Genomic DNA, 13,437 nt, shown 5'->3' with positions numbered 1-13,437 from the left:
AATCTCCTTGAAGGTTTATTCGCCCACCGAACCGGTAATCGGCAGCACCACGCCCGTCACATAGCCCGAGCACACGTTCGACGCCAGGTACACGTAGGCCGGCGACAGCTCTTCCGGCTGGGCCGGGCGGCCGAAGGTGGTCTGCTGGCCGAACTTGGTGATGTCTTCCGGCGACTGGTCGGCCGGATTCAGCGGCGTCCAGACCGGGCCCGGCGCCACGCAGTTCACGCGGATACCCTTGTCCAGCAGGTTGGCGGCCAGCGACATCGTGAACGCGTGGATCGCGCCCTTGGTGGTCGAGTAGTCGAGCAGCTTCTTCGACCCCTTCAGGCCGGTGACCGAACCGGTGTTGACGATCGCCGCGCCGCGCTTCATGTAGGGCAGGCAGGCCTTGGCCATGTGGAAGTAGCCGTAGATATTGGTCTTCATCGTCTCGTCGAAACGGTCTTCGTCGAGGTCGAGCAGCGATTCGGCGTGTTCCTGGAAGGCGGCATTGTTGACCAGCACGTCCAGGCGGCCGAACCTGGCGACGATCTGGTCGACCGCCTGCTGGCAGAACTCCATGTCCTTGACGTCGCCGGCCACGGTCACGCACTGCCGGCCTTCGGCCTCGATATAGCGCTGGGTCTCGGCGGCGTCCTCGTGCTCGTTCAGGTAGAGGATGGCGACGTCGGCGCCCTCGCGCGCGAACAGGATCGCGACCGCGCGGCCGATGCCGGAGTCGCCGCCGGTGACGATCGCGACCTGGCCGGCCAGCTTGCCGCTGCCCTTGTACTGCTCGGCCATGAACTTCGGCTTCAGTTCCATCTGCGCCTCGAGGCCGGGCTTGGCCAGGTGCTGGGCGGGGAAGTCGCCGGACGGCTGGTTCACGCCGGTCTGGGCCGCGCTGTCGCCGCCACTTCCGCTGCCTTGCCCTTCCTTCTGCATGCTGCCGTCCCGCTGGTCCTGGCGGTTCTGGATCGCCTTCTGCTTGTTCGCCACATCGTCCTGGTTTGCCATGCCGATCTCCTTGTGCATTCGCGTTACATGATCCAGCAGTATTCCCGCCAGCCCGGCTTCGCTACCGTGCGCTTCCACACACAGCGCCACATTTGCTAGGCGGGCTAAGTGCTTTGTGGCAAACTTCAGGCTGTAACGAAGTCTGAGGAGTGCAGGATGTCGCAGCAGGATGGAGGAAGGACCGGGATCTACCTCAGCCCGATGGCGCAGCGCCGCGCCGGGTTCGCCCGGGATTGCGGCCCGCTGTTCGGGCGCCTCGACCTGGCCGACAGCGCCGACATGGCCGCCGAACTGGTCGCCGCGGCCGCGCCGGACCTGCTGGTGATCGACCTCGAACGCTTCGAGCCGGGCATCGACCTCGGCGCATTGGGCGGGCTGCTGGCGCGCCGCGCCGGTGCCCCGACCCTGCTGCTGTGCCCCTTCGCCAACGCACGCTGGTTGCCGCTGCTGAACACCTTCGGCCCGGCCGCGTACGCGATCACGCCGGCCGAGCCGGCGCGCCTGCAGGCGGCCGTGCGGCGCTGCCTCGACACGCCGTCCGGCTGGGCTCCGGCGGTCGACGCCGATGCCCTGCGCGCGCTGCTGGCCTTGCGCACGCGCGTGCAGGCCGCGCTCGAGGAGGGCGATGACGAGTCGACCCTCGGCGAACGCCTGTGCCAGGCGGTCCTGGCGTGGCCGGGCGTGCTGCACGCCGCGCTGTTCCGCATGGCCGCGGACGGCGACCTGCAGCTCGATGCCGAATCCGGACGCGGCGCGGCCGCCGGGCTGCGCCTGGGCACGCTCCTGCAGCGCAGCGAACGGCTGCTGCAGGCGCCGCTGCGCCATGCCTTCCCCGGCCTGCTGGCCGCCGCCGGCGGCGAGCCGGCCCTGCTCGATACGCTGGCGCAGGCCGCCGAACCGGCCCTCGAAGAGAGCCTGCGCGCCCACGGCGTGGCGCAGGCGCTGGGCATTCCGGTCCCGGCCGACGGTCCGGGCGCCCCGCGCGGCGCGCTGTCGCTGCTGCTGGACCACGCGGACCCGCTGGCGCCGGAAGTGTTCGACACCCTGCGCGATTGCGCTGACCTGGCCGCGCTGGGCCTGCGCCTGATCGACATGAACCTCGAAAGCGAACAGCTGCTCGCGCGCCTGACCTATGTGTCGACCACCGACGCCCTGACCGGGGTCGCGAACCGCCGCCACGGCGAAGAGCTGCTCGAACGGGAAGTGCGGCGCGCGCGCCGCTACCGCACCCCGCTGGCCCTGCTGTCCTTCGACATCGACCGCTTCAAGGCCATCAACGACACCTACGGCCATCCGGTCGGCGACGTGGCGCTGCGCACCGTGGCCGACTGCGTGCGCGGGGTGCTGCGCTCGAGCGACGTGCTGGTGCGCTCGGGCGGCGAGGAATTCCACGTGATCGCGCCGCACACCAGCGCGATCGACGGGCTCCGGATGGCCGAAAAGATCCGCCACGCGGTCGAGCAGACCGCCGTGCCGGGCTGCGACCGCGTCACCGTCAGCCTCGGCGTGGCCCAGCTGGGCGAGCAGGAAAGCGCCGATTCGCTGACCGTGCGCGTCGACGCCGCCATGGCGCGCGCCAAGCGGGCAGGGCGCAATTGCGTCGAACTGGCGATGCAGTGAGCGGGGGACTCCCATGCTGGGCTGGTTGAAGGGTTACCGCCGCGCGTGGCTGGCGGGCGATCTGGGTGCGGGCGTGGTGGTGGCCATGATGATGATCCCGCAGGGCATGGCCTACGCGCTGGTGGCCGGCCTGCCGCCGGTGGCCGGGATCTACGCCAGCATCGTGCCGCCGCTGCTGTACGCGCTGTTCGGCACCAGCAGCACGCAATCGGTGGGGCCGATGGCGATCATCTCGCTGATGACGGCGGCGATGCTCGAACCGCTGGCCGCGCCCGGCAGCGCGCTGCACGATGTGCTGGCCGCCCAGCTGGCCCTGCTGTCCGGACTGGTGCTGCTGGCCTGCGGCCTGCTGCGGGTGGGCTTCCTCGCCAATTTCTTCTCGCGCCCGGTGATGAACGGTTTCACCATCGGTTCCTCGATCCTGATCGCCTACGACCAGCTCGGCACCCTGCTGGGCGCGCGGCTGCCGCACTGGCACGGGCCCAGCGCCGCGCTGGGACTGGGCGCGCTGGCGCTGCTGGTGCTGGCGCGCCGCTACGGCGCCCGCCTGCTGCAGCGCTGCGGCCTGTCGCCGACCGCCGCCGACGTCGGCGCGCGCCTGGCGCCGATGCTGCTGGTGGCCGGCTCCATCGTGGTGGTGGCCGCGCTCGGCCTCGACCGGATCGGCGTGCGCGTGATCGGCCAGGTGCCGGCCGGCCTGCCGGGCCTGCACCTGGCGACGTCCGCGGCACATTGGCAGCAGCTGGCCAAGCCGGCCCTCCTGATCGGTTTCATGTGCTTCCTGATTTCGATGTCCGGGGCCCAGGCGCTGGCGGCCCGCAAGGGCGAGAAGCTGCAGACCAACGCCGAGCTGGTCGGCCTGGGCGCGGCCAACGTCGGCAGCTTCCTGAGCGGCGGCTTCCCGGTCACCGGCAGCCTGTCCCGCTCGGCCGTGAACTTCGCGGCCGGCGCCAACACCCAGCTGTCCGGGGTGATCGCGGCGGCGCTGCTGGGCGCGGCCCTGGTGCTGCCGACCGGCTGGCTGGCGCTGCTGCCGCTGCCGGTGCTGGCCGCCACCATCATCGTCGCCGTGCTCGGCATGCTGGAAACGGCGACCCTGCGCACCGCCTGGCGCTACGACCGCGCCGACGCGCTGGCCCTGCTGGCCACCGCCGGCGGCGTGCTGCTGCTCGGCGTCGAAGCCGGGGTAGTGGTGGGGCTGCTGCTGTCGCTGGGCGCGATGATCTGGCGCGAGAGCCGGCCGCACATCGCGGTGTTGGGCCGCATCGCCGGCACCGAGCATTTCCGTAACATCGAGCGCTACGACGCCGAGACGCGCAGCGGCGTGCTGCTGCTGCGCGTGGACGCCGGCCTGTTCTTCGGCAACGTGGAAGCGGTGAATGCCCGCGTCGAGGAAGAGATCGACCTGCATCCCGGCACGCGCGAGCTGGTGCTGGTGCTGTCGGCCGTGAACGCGATCGACACCTCGGCGCTGTTCGGCCTGCTGGACCTGAACGCGGCCCTGTCCCAGCGCGGCGTGCGCCTGCACCTGGCCGAGGTGAAGGGGCCGGTGATGGACCGGCTGAAGCAATCGAGCCTGCTGGAGCGGCTCAGCGGCCAGGTGTTCCTGAGCACCGCGAATGCCTGGCACACCCTCTCTTCAGGAGGCGAATCCTGGTCGGTTTGAGCGCTCCCGGGCCAGCTGTGGCAGTATGGAGCCGTCGACTACTTTCTGGAGAGAAGCATGGTTAGCCGAACCACCCTGGTCTTGCTGGCATCCGCCGTCCTGCTGTTCGCCATCGGCATGCGTTCCGGCATCGACATCGCCCTGGCCTGGGCGACCCTGGCCTCGGCCATGTTCATCGAGCTGGCGCTCTGGAAGCGGGGACTTGGCCGGGCACGCAGCGTCGTCACCGCGCGCAGGGCGCGGCGCCAGCGGCATTGAGCCGGACCTGACGGCTCAGGCCTGCCTGCGGGCCTCGTCCGAGCCGGGTTCGGCCAGGCGGATCGGCGCCGCGTCCTTCGGATACATCGCCTGCACGCCTTCATAGGCCGCGGCGATCGCCGCCATGTCGGCCGCCTCGTCGCCGGTCAGGGTGATCGTCTTGGTGACGTCGACGACCTTCTTGCCATAGTCGATCGCCACCAGCAGCACCGGCACCCCGGCCGCCAGCGCGATGCGGTAGAAGCCGCTCTTCCAGTAGGGACGGTAGCCGCGCGTGCCTTCCGGCGTGATCGCCAGCCAGAACCATTTCGAAGCCAGCATGTTCTCGGCCAGGCGCCGGATCGCGCCCTGCGGGGCGCTGCGGTCGACCGCCACCCCGCCCCAGTAGCGCATCACCACGCCCATCGGGCCGCGGAACAGGGAATCCTTGGCCAGCCAGCGGAACTGCAGCCCGACCGCCCACTTGGCCAGCAGCCCGACGAAGAAGTCGTTGTTCGAGGTATGCGGATAGACCACCGCGATGCCATGCGGGCCGGGCAGGGGCTTGAAGTACAGGTTCCAGCCGATCATGTTCAGCAAGCGCAGCGCGGTGCGCTGGCCCCAGGTCGGCAGCGCCGGCGGGCGCATCAGGTGTTCTTGCATTGTGTCTCTTTCAACCGGGATTCTTCCATTGCGCCCCGGAAAATAAAGCGGGGATTCTATAGCGGGAAAAATCGCCGGACAAGCAAAAAAACTGGAAGCGTTGTAGCGCCGTCGGTATCATGCCTTGCCTGAGCAACAAGACTCACGCACCGTTCAAGAAGGGATTGAAGAAATGGACATCAAGATTTTTCACAATTCGCGTTGCGGCACCTCGCGCACCACGCTCGGCATGATCCGCGAGGCCGGCCATGAGCCGGAAGTGATCAACTATCTGGAGACGCCGCCTGCGCGCGAGCAGCTGAGGGACATGATCGCCCGGGCCGGCCTGGGCGTGCGCGACGCCGTGCGCAGCAAGGAAACCCTGTACGGCGAACTCGGCCTGGACAAGCCGGACGTCGGCGACGATGCCTTGCTGGACGCCATGGTGGCGAACCCGATCCTGATCAACCGGCCTTTCGTGATCACGCCGAAGGGTGTGCGCCTGTGCCGGCCGGCTGAGGTGCTGAACGAGATCCTGTGATTGAGCTTGGCAACCAGTGCATCGACGACTTCCAGTTGGGTCGCGCGGTTCAGCTCCGGATCGAGAATAGCACAATAATTGCTGGATGATAGCAATCTTGATTGCTTGACTAGAGCGGGGAGGATGGCGAAAGCGCAGCTTGCCTCAGTGTTGACATGCCCCGAGATCGACCGCGTCAAGCCGGCCGCGCGGCTTGCCGTAGAAGTCGGGGCCATCGGCGCCATGCTCGAGGCCCTTGCCGATGGCCGCCGAATCCGCCGCCAGGCGGAAATCCGGGGTGCCGATGCGGGAGTAGCCGATGAAGCCCGGCGCCGCGGCGACGGTGCCGGAATGGCGCATGCCCTCGGCCAAATGCCAGTCCGCGTCCCGGTTGCCGTACACCAGGTTGTGACGGTAGCTGTTGTGCCTGCCCGACGCGCCCAGTTCCGCGATGCCGGTGCGGTTGTCGAACACGATGTTGTTGAACACGTGGTTGTAGTCGCTCGATCCCTTGCCGTGGCGTCCGCCGCCGTCCACCAGGATGCCGGTGCCCGTGGCCGCGACCGTATTGTTGACCACGATGACCTTGTGGACATCCGGCCACAGGTGGATGCCGGAGCCGGCGACGCGGTAGACGATGTTGTTGCGCACCGTTCCAGGCGTGTCCATCGCGATGCCCCGCACGTCCCGGCAGCCGGGCGCGCCGATGTTGTGCACGCTGTTGCCCACCGCCATCGACACCATGCCCACGCCGTTGCCATCGCTTTCTCGGTCGAGGCCGATGCCGGCGCCGTTCTTGCCGTTGCAGGGCAGGGTGGTGGCGATGTCGTGCACGTGGTTGAAGGCGACGCGGTTGTAGGCGCCGCCGCTGCGGATTCCCGTCGTCCAGGCCTGTCCGGCGATGTGGGCGCTGCCGTCGACCTCGAAGCCCTGGATGTCGACGTAGCTGGCGCGGTTGTCCCAGGCCATGGCGCTGCGCGACACGGCCGGCGGCACCAGGCGGGCCTGCCAGCGTTCCGTCGAGCGGAACACGATGCGCGCGTTGGCCAGCCCGTTGACGCCGGTGTGGAAGCCGCCCTGGTAGGTGCCCGGCAGGACGTTGACGGTGGTGCCGGGCGTGACCAGTTGCGCCGCGCGCGCCAGCGAACGCAGCGGCGCGGCGCGGGTGCCGGGATTGCTGTCCAGGCCGTCCGGCGCCACCCAGAGTTCGGTCGGCACGACCTGGGGCGTGACCGCCACCGTGTGGTCGTCCCTGACGGTGCAGCCGGCCAGGACGACGGCGAGTAAAACGGAAAGCCAGCGTGTCAGTGTCATGGTCGCGAGGCATGCAGCAGCTAACCGGCCAAGTGTGCGCCGCGGAGTGGCGCGCAAGCCCGCCTGCCTCAATCTCGCTCTTGAGCGCGCACAAGCGCCGTGCCTGGGGTATCGTCGGTTTTTACGCGAAAGGAGAGGCCATGAAGGCTTTGCTATTGCCGTCGGGTAATCGGATCCCCGTGCTCGGCCAGGGCACCTGGAATATGGGCGAGGACCCGTCCGCGCGGCGGGACGAGGTGGCGGCGCTGCGCCTGGGAATGGACCTGGGCATGACGCTGATCGACACGGCCGAGATGTACGGCGAGGGCGGGGCCGAGGAAGTGGTGGGCGAGGCGATCGCGGGCCGCCGCGGCGAGGTGTTCCTGGTTAGCAAGGTCTATCCCCACAACGCCGACCGCAAGGGCGTGCAGGCGGCCTGCGAGCGCAGCCTGCGCCGCCTGGGCACCGATTGCATCGATCTCTATCTGCTGCACTGGCGCGGCAACGTGCCGCTGGCGGAGACGCTGGAGGCCTTCGTGCGCCTGCGCGAGCAGGGCAAGATCCGCGATTTCGGCGTCAGCAATTTCGACCTCGACGACATGCTGGAGGCGGCCGCGCTGCCCGGCGGCGAACTGGTCGCGACCGACCAGGTGCTGTTCAACCTGAGCCAGCGCGGCATCGAATGGGAGCTGCTGCCGTGGTGCCGCGAACGGCGGATCCCGGTGATGGCGTATTCTCCGCTGGAGTCGAACCCGGGCGAGCAGCGCGGCCTGCTGGGCAATCCGCAGCTGGGCGCGGTCGCGCGCCGGCATGGGGTGACGCCGGCCCAGGTGGCGCTGGCCTGGCTGCTGCGCCAGGACGGCGTGGTGGTGATCCCGAAGGCGGTGCGGCTAGAGCACGTGCGCAAGAACCGCGCCGCGCTCGACCTGGTGCTGGGTCCGGAGGACCTGGCCCAGCTCGACGCGGGCTTTCCGGCGCCGAGCCGGCGCCGGCCGCTGGCGATGCGCTAGACGGCGGGACGCTGGATGCCGGCGCGCAGCCAGTCCAGCAGCGCGTTCGACGCCAGCGGGCGGCTGAACAGGTAGCCCTGGCCCTTGGCGCACTGCTGGCCGCGCACGGCCGCCGCCTGGGCTTCGGTCTCGATGCCCTCGGCCACGGTGCTCATGCCGAGGCTCTCGGCGACCTTGACGGTGGCTTCGATCAGCACGCGGTGGTGGTGGCTGGTGTCGGCCTGGCAGACGAAGGAACGGTCGATCTTGACCGTGTCCACCGGCAGCTGGTGCAGGCTCGACAGCGAGGAATAGCCGGTCCCGAAATCGTCCAGCGCGAGCGTGATGCCGAGCGCCTTGAGTTCGTGCAGCCGGTCCTGCACCTGCTGGTCCTGTGCCGCCAGGCTTTCCGTCACTTCGAGCTGCAGCTGGGCCGGGCGCATGCCCGCTTCGTCGAGGATGGCGCGCACGGTCGACGGCCAGTCGGTCTGTCCCAGCTGGGCGCGCGACAGGTTCACCGCCAGCAGGCGCGGCGCCTGTGCCCCAAGTTCGCGCTGCCAGGCCATGAAATCGCGGCAGGCGCGGCGCAGCACGAAGTCGCCGAGCGCGCCGATCAGGCCCGATTCCTCGGCCACCGGGATGAATTCGACGGGCGGCACCACGCCGCGCTGCGGATGCCGCCAGCGCACCAGGGCTTCGACCCCGGCCGACAGGTCGGTGCCGCCGTCCGGGCGCAGCCCGACCACCGGCTGGTAGACCACGAACAGCTCATCCCCGGCCAGGGCCTGGCGCAGCTCGGATTCGATGTCGGCACGGCGCGCCGCGCGTTCGCGCATGGCCGGCTCGAACACCGTGCAGAGCGCACCGCCGGCGCGCTTGGCCTCGACCATCGCGATGCTGGCGTCGCGCAGCATCTCACCCGCGAAGCCGCCGGCGTCCGCGCCCCACACCAGGCCCATCGAGAGCCTGCAGTCGACGACCTGGCCGCCCGGCAGCTGGTAGCTGCGCCCCAGCGCGTCGAGCAGGCGCGCGGCGATCCGCTCGGCGTCCTCGCGGCAGCGCAGGCCATCCAGCAGCACGGCGAATTCGTCGGCGCCGACCCGGGCCGCCATCTGGCCGGCGCCGGCGTTCGGATCGATGCGGTCGCTGGGCGGGCGCAGGGTGGCGCGGATGCGCTCGCCGATCTGCACCAGCAGGCGGTCGCCGGCGGCCTGGCCGAGGGCGTCGTTGATCTGGCGGAAGCGGTCGCAATTCAGGAACAGAAGGGCAAAGCCGGTCCCGCCCGCGCCGCTGCCCGGAAGCCGCGCCAGCATCTGCTGCGCCTGTTCCAGCAGCGCCTCGCGGTTCGGCATGCGGGTCAGGGCATCGGTGCGGGCCGCCGTCTTCAGGCGCCGCGCCATGCGTTCCTGCTCGCGCTGCACTTCGTGGGTGGCGTCGGTGACCACCGCCATCAGGCGGGTCGGGTCGAGCTTCAGCACCGACAGCGACAGCCACTGCGGCGCCGCGGCGTCGCCCAGTTGCAGGCGCAGGCCTTCGCAGACCGCGCCCGAGGGCTCGCTGAAGTTCCCGGTCAGTTCGCGCAGTTGCGGCGCCACGCCCTGCAGCACCGTGAACAGGTTGTCCATGCTGCCGTCGCGCACCAGCGGCATCAGCAGGCTGGACGACATCGGGTTCAGCATGTCGACGGTGCCGTCCAGGCTCGCCTGCACCAGGCCGATCGGGGCCCGGTACAGGAACTGCACCAGGGCTTCGTAGGCATCGTGCTTGTTCGGTTCGGTGTGCATGTCAGGCTGCATCGGCGCGCGGGCTCCAGCACTCGGTCCGGTTGCGCCCCTTGGCCTTGGCGGCGTACAGGGCCTGGTCGGCGCGTTTGATCAGGGTATCGAGGTCGAGCGTCTCGCCATCGTCGATGGCGGCGACGCCGGCGCTGACCGTGTAGGCGATCGGCTTGCCCTCGAACGTGGCCGGCTGGCCTTCCACCAGCCTGCGCAGGCGCTCGGCGACGGCGGCGGCGCCGGCCAGGGTGGAGGAGGGCAGCAGCACGGCGAATTCCTCGCCGCCCACGCGCGCCACCACGTCGATCTGGCGGAAGGTCAGCGCCAGGGCCGCGCCCAGCTGGCGCAGCACGGCGTCGCCGGCCGGGTGGCCGTGGCGGTCGTTGATCCGCTTGAAGTGGTCGGCGTCGAACAGGATCAGGGCGGTCGGGCGCGGCGTGCGGCGGTTGCGCGTCAGCTCCAGTTCGGCCGCCTCGAAGAAGGCGCGGCGGTTGGCGACGCCGGTCAGCTCGTCGCAGAACAGGGATTTGCGGCGCTGGTCGATCAGCTCGCGCTTGTCGCCGATGTCGCGCAGGACCAGGCAATACGCCGGCTCGGTGTCGTCGGCCGGTTCAGGATCGCGGTCCGGCAGCGGCGAAATCATGGCGCTGCCCCAGAACTGGCTGCCGTCGGCGCGCAGGCGCGGGCCTTCCTCCAGGCTCCAGCCGTTGTCGTCGGCTTCGCGCAGGCGGTCGTGCGCGCGTTCCGGCGTGGTCGCATCGTCGGGGTAGAACACCGAATACGGCCGCCCCACCACCGACGGGCTGAAGCCGGTCACGCGGCCGATGGTCTCGTTCCAGCAGCTGACCCGGCCCTCGCGGTCCAGGCCCACCAGCGCATAGTCGCTGATGCTGGTCAGCAGGGCATTCAGCCAGGCGTCGCTCTGGCGCAGCTGGCGTTCGCGGCGCACCTGTTCGCTGACGTCCTGCAGCACCGCCATCAGGCGCGCGTCGTCGAGCTTCACGAGGCTGAGCGAGAGCACCTGCGGCACCCGCAGGCGTTTGCCGGACGCGCCGCCGTTCAGGTGGATGTGCAGCCCGTCGCAGATCATGCCGCTCGGCCGCGCGAACATCGCGCACAGGTGGCGCAGTTCCGGCGCCACGTCCTGCAGCGCGGTGAACAGGTTGGCCAGGCTGCCGTCGCGCGACAGCGGCATCAGGAGCTGGGCCGAGATCGGGTTGATCATCACGATCTCGCCGTCGATGCCGGTCTGTACCAGGCCCACCGGGGCCAGGTAGAGGAACTGGATCAGCGCCTCGTGCTCGGCCGCCAGCCGGGCGTGCGCGTCGCCGCTCACGGCTTGCGCTGGACCAGCACGTAGCGTTGATCGCTGCCCGGTTCGGCCAGCAGGCGCAACGTCACCTTCACCGGGCGCATGCGCAGGGTCAGCACGTAGTCGATGGTGTCGTCCAGCGCGCAGCCTTCATCCTGGGCATCCTCGAAGCGCTGGGCCACCATGAAGTTGTTCAGGCAGGGCGCGACATTGGTGAACAGCGGCTGGCCCAGCACGCGCGGGGCGGTCAGGCCGGCGGCCTCGGACTCGGTCCGGTTGTATCGGCTGACATGGGTGGCGCCATCGAAACCGATCACGCCGAAATCGAGGCGGTCGAGTTGTTCGGGGCTCAGTTGCGCCAGCAGGCCATGCAGGCCGGGCGCGGTAAAGGACAGATCGGTGGCGGCATTCATGGCGGCGTGTTTGCGAATAAGGGAAAAGTGTTGCAGACAAGAAAGGGATGGTGACATGGCGTTCACCATCTGTCAAATCAATCGTGCGAACATGTGACATTGCCCCAGGCGCTCCTGGATTTGACAGGCGCGCCGCCTGCCGGCACCATCCGGGCGCCCATTTCACCTATATACATGACATGACGAACCAAGCCACGCCCGACTGGTGGGAAGACGATGCCGCCATACGGCGCTTCGTGAGCGACCTGCTGGCGGCCGAACTGGTCCAGGCACGGCCCGGACGCGGCACGGCGCCGCTGCCGTGGCCGCGCGGCCTGGACTTCGTGCGCGACCTCGGCGTCGATTCGCTCGAACTGCTGGGCATGGGCACGGCGCTGGCCGAGGCCCTGCACCTGGAGCGCGCCGACGTCGACACGCGCCTGCTGGCCCGGCCCGGCCTGGACGACTGGGTGGAGGCCGCCCGCGCCGGCCTGCGCGCCGCCGCGGCGGACGAAGAAGCGGCGCTGACCTTCCGCACTTCGGGCAGTTCCGGCAGCCCGAAGCGCTGCACCCATGCGCTCGCGCTGCTGTGGCAGGAAACCCTGGAACTGGCGCGCCTGTTGCCGGGCCGCAGGCGCATCCTGAGCGTGGTGCCCAGCCACCACATCTACGGTTTCCTGTTCACGGTGCTGCTGCCGCGCGCCTGCCATGGCGCCGAGGTTCTGGATTTGCGCCTGGCCGCGCCCGGCACCCTGTTGCGCGAGGCGCGGCCCGGCGACCTGCTGGTGGCCCATCCGGGCTGGTGGGAGCAGGCCGCGCGCCTGGCGCCGCGCTTTGCCGCCGGCGTGGCGGGCGTCAGCTCGACCGCGCCGTGCCCGGACCCGCTGGCGCGCGCGCTGGCCGAGGCCGGCCTGCGCCTGCTGCAGGTGTACGGCAGTTCGGAGACGGCCGGGGTCGGCTGGCGCGAGGAAGCCGGCGCGCCGTTCAAGCTGCTGCCCTACTGGTCGCGCCTGGAGGCGCCGGGCGAACTGGCGCGCGCCTTGCCGGACGGCGGCACGGCCCGCTATCCGCTGCAGGACAAGCTGGAGTGGGAGGGAGAGCGCCGCTTCCTGCCGGCCGGGCGGATCGACGCGGCGGTGCAGGTCGGCGGCGTGAATGTGTTCCCGTCCTATGTGGCCGAGGTGTTGCGCATGCACCCGCGGGTCGCGGACGCTGCCGTGCGCCTGATGCGGCCGGACGAGGGCCGGCGCCTGAAAGCCTTCGTCGTCCCGGCGGACTTGCCGGCCGGCGCCGGCGATGCCGCCCTCGAAGCGCTGCGGTCCGAACTGCTGGCCTGGTGCGCCGAGCGCCTGGCGACGCCCGAGCGCCCGGCCGCGCTCAGCTTCGGCGAGCGCCTGCCGCGCCAGGCCAGCGGCAAGCCGGCCGACTGGATCATCGACCTGGCGTAGATCCCGGCGCGGAACCCGGCGTGCAACCCGGCGTGGAATCCGGCGTCGCGGCGGCGGTAATCGCCGGCATGTAGGCGTCCAGGAATTCCTGCGGCATGCGGCGCGGCCGGCCGCTCGCGAGTTCGATGCAGACCAGGTCCCAGCGCCCGCGCAGCACGGTGGCGCCGTCGCTGTTGCGCACCAATTGGAAGCGGCGCTCCATCGACAGCTTGCCGTCGCCGCCCACCAGCCAGGTCGCCAGGGTCAGCGCTTCGTGTTCGAAGGTGGGCAGGATGTAATCGTATTCGCCGCGCCGGATCGCCATCGCGCGGTCGAGGCGATGGTAATCGTCGAGGCCGAGCCCGAGCGATTCCGAATGGGCCCAGCCGACCTGCTCGCACCAGCGCACGTAGACGGCATTGTTGGTGTGGTTCAGCCCATCGATATCGGCGGCCTGGGGCACGCGCGGCAGCACGAAGGGGTCCGGATAATCCCAGTTCAAGGCAGTCCTTCCTGGCGGTGACGGTTGGGCCGGCCATTCTACCGTTGGTCCATGCGACACGCC

Annotated in this window: 13 protein-coding genes; 6 read left to right on the top strand and 7 right to left on the bottom strand. The window is 70.1% G+C overall.

What is annotated here, in order from left to right; translation table 11 throughout:
* Positions 1–15: 15 nt before the first annotated feature.
* Complete coding sequence (locus tag AC3A6M_RS16665) at positions 16–999, bottom strand: SDR family oxidoreductase (protein WP_487853845.1); 984 nt, start codon at positions 997–999, stop codon at positions 16–18.
* A 156-nt stretch (positions 1,000–1,155) separates the two neighbouring features.
* Between AC3A6M_RS16665 and AC3A6M_RS16660 the strand changes: the two genes are divergently transcribed.
* From AC3A6M_RS16660 to AC3A6M_RS16650, 3 genes are read left to right on the top strand one after another with little or no spacing between them, the layout of a single operon-like run.
* On the top strand, positions 1,156–2,619 hold the full coding sequence (locus AC3A6M_RS16660) for a GGDEF domain-containing protein (RefSeq protein WP_487853844.1): 1,464 nt from the start codon (positions 1,156–1,158) through the stop codon (positions 2,617–2,619).
* A 13-nt stretch (positions 2,620–2,632) separates the two neighbouring features.
* Entirely contained in the window at positions 2,633–4,285 is a 1,653-nt protein-coding gene (locus AC3A6M_RS16655) for a SulP family inorganic anion transporter (RefSeq protein WP_487853843.1), read from the top strand.
* Between the two features lie 57 nt (positions 4,286–4,342).
* Positions 4,343–4,543: a hypothetical protein gene (locus AC3A6M_RS16650; RefSeq protein WP_487853842.1), complete on the top strand. Its 201-nt coding sequence runs from the start codon at positions 4,343–4,345 to the stop codon at positions 4,541–4,543.
* A 15-nt stretch (positions 4,544–4,558) separates the two neighbouring features.
* Here the strand turns inward: AC3A6M_RS16650 and AC3A6M_RS16645 are convergent, their stop codons facing one another.
* The gene (locus tag AC3A6M_RS16645; protein ID WP_487853841.1) at positions 4,559–5,185 is read right to left on the bottom strand and encodes a 1-acyl-sn-glycerol-3-phosphate acyltransferase; all 627 of its coding nucleotides are present in this window, start codon (positions 5,183–5,185) and stop codon (positions 4,559–4,561) included.
* Between the two features lie 172 nt (positions 5,186–5,357).
* On the opposite strand from AC3A6M_RS16645, the gene arsC reads away from it, so the two are divergent.
* Positions 5,358–5,705 (top strand): arsenate reductase (glutaredoxin), encoded by a 348-nt coding sequence (gene arsC / locus AC3A6M_RS16640; protein WP_487853840.1) that lies wholly within the window; start codon positions 5,358–5,360, stop codon positions 5,703–5,705.
* Between the two features lie 144 nt (positions 5,706–5,849).
* On the opposite strand, the gene AC3A6M_RS16635 is transcribed toward arsC, so the two are convergent.
* Complete coding sequence (locus AC3A6M_RS16635) at positions 5,850–6,998, bottom strand: DUF1565 domain-containing protein (protein WP_487853839.1); 1,149 nt, start codon at positions 6,996–6,998, stop codon at positions 5,850–5,852.
* Positions 6,999–7,138: 140 nt separating this feature from the next.
* Here AC3A6M_RS16635 and AC3A6M_RS16630 point away from each other — a divergent pair, with 140 nt between their 5' ends.
* Positions 7,139–7,987: an aldo/keto reductase gene (locus AC3A6M_RS16630; RefSeq protein ID WP_487853838.1), complete on the top strand. Its 849-nt coding sequence runs from the start codon at positions 7,139–7,141 to the stop codon at positions 7,985–7,987.
* On the opposite strand, the gene AC3A6M_RS16625 is transcribed toward AC3A6M_RS16630, so the two are convergent.
* Genes AC3A6M_RS16625 through AC3A6M_RS16615 form a run of 3 tightly spaced genes read right to left on the bottom strand, consistent with a single transcriptional unit; the run spans position 7,984 to position 11,466 of the window.
* Complete coding sequence (locus AC3A6M_RS16625; protein WP_487853837.1) at positions 7,984–9,750, bottom strand: putative bifunctional diguanylate cyclase/phosphodiesterase; 1,767 nt, start codon at positions 9,748–9,750, stop codon at positions 7,984–7,986. The two genes, AC3A6M_RS16630 and AC3A6M_RS16625, sit on opposite strands and share 4 nt — an antisense overlap.
* Position 9,751: 1 nt before the next feature.
* Positions 9,752–11,077: a sensor domain-containing diguanylate cyclase gene (locus AC3A6M_RS16620; protein ID WP_487853836.1), complete on the bottom strand. Its 1,326-nt coding sequence runs from the start codon at positions 11,075–11,077 to the stop codon at positions 9,752–9,754.
* Positions 11,074–11,466 carry a phosphonate transporter gene (locus tag AC3A6M_RS16615; protein WP_487853835.1) on the bottom strand — a complete coding sequence of 131 codons (393 nt, stop codon included), beginning with the start codon at positions 11,464–11,466 and terminating at the stop codon, positions 11,074–11,076. The genes AC3A6M_RS16620 and AC3A6M_RS16615 overlap by 4 nt, the downstream gene beginning before the upstream one ends.
* A gap of 179 nt (positions 11,467–11,645) precedes the next feature.
* Between AC3A6M_RS16615 and AC3A6M_RS16610 the strand changes: the two genes are divergently transcribed.
* Entirely contained in the window at positions 11,646–12,893 is a 1,248-nt protein-coding gene (locus AC3A6M_RS16610) for an AMP-binding enzyme (protein ID WP_487853834.1), read from the top strand.
* Here the strand turns inward: AC3A6M_RS16610 and AC3A6M_RS16605 are convergent.
* Positions 12,877–13,374: an acyl-CoA thioesterase gene (locus AC3A6M_RS16605; protein WP_487853833.1), complete on the bottom strand. Its 498-nt coding sequence runs from the start codon at positions 13,372–13,374 to the stop codon at positions 12,877–12,879. The two genes, AC3A6M_RS16610 and AC3A6M_RS16605, sit on opposite strands and share 17 nt — an antisense overlap.
* Positions 13,375–13,437 lie beyond the last annotated feature (63 nt).

Source organism: Telluria sp. Soil_C_11, assembly GCF_057657395.1.
The sequence above is the reverse complement of the archived record's forward strand: the minus strand, read 5'-3'. Positions and strand labels throughout refer to the sequence as shown.

Bases quoted from the DNA above. Each gene is read 5' to 3' on its own strand.
- AC3A6M_RS16665 (WP_487853845.1), bottom strand. From the start codon at position 999: ATGGCAAACCAGGACGATGTGGCGAACAAGCAGAAGGCGATCCAGAAC.
- AC3A6M_RS16625 (WP_487853837.1), bottom strand. From the start codon at position 9,750: ATGCACACCGAACCGAACAAGCACGATGCCTACGAAGCCCTGGTGCAG.
- AC3A6M_RS16615 (WP_487853835.1), bottom strand. From the start codon at position 11,466: ATGAATGCCGCCACCGATCTGTCCTTTACCGCGCCCGGCCTGCATGGC.
- AC3A6M_RS16630 (WP_487853838.1), top strand. From the start codon at position 7,139: ATGAAGGCTTTGCTATTGCCGTCGGGTAATCGGATCCCCGTGCTCGGC.
- AC3A6M_RS16610 (WP_487853834.1), top strand. From the start codon at position 11,646: ATGACGAACCAAGCCACGCCCGACTGGTGGGAAGACGATGCCGCCATA.
- AC3A6M_RS16645 (WP_487853841.1), bottom strand. From the start codon at position 5,185: ATGCAAGAACACCTGATGCGCCCGCCGGCGCTGCCGACCTGGGGCCAG.
- AC3A6M_RS16635 (WP_487853839.1), bottom strand. From the start codon at position 6,998: ATGACACTGACACGCTGGCTTTCCGTTTTACTCGCCGTCGTCCTGGCC.
- AC3A6M_RS16650 (WP_487853842.1), top strand. From the start codon at position 4,343: ATGGTTAGCCGAACCACCCTGGTCTTGCTGGCATCCGCCGTCCTGCTG.
- AC3A6M_RS16660 (WP_487853844.1), top strand. From the start codon at position 1,156: ATGTCGCAGCAGGATGGAGGAAGGACCGGGATCTACCTCAGCCCGATG.
- AC3A6M_RS16655 (WP_487853843.1), top strand. From the start codon at position 2,633: ATGCTGGGCTGGTTGAAGGGTTACCGCCGCGCGTGGCTGGCGGGCGAT.
- arsC (WP_487853840.1), top strand. From the start codon at position 5,358: ATGGACATCAAGATTTTTCACAATTCGCGTTGCGGCACCTCGCGCACC.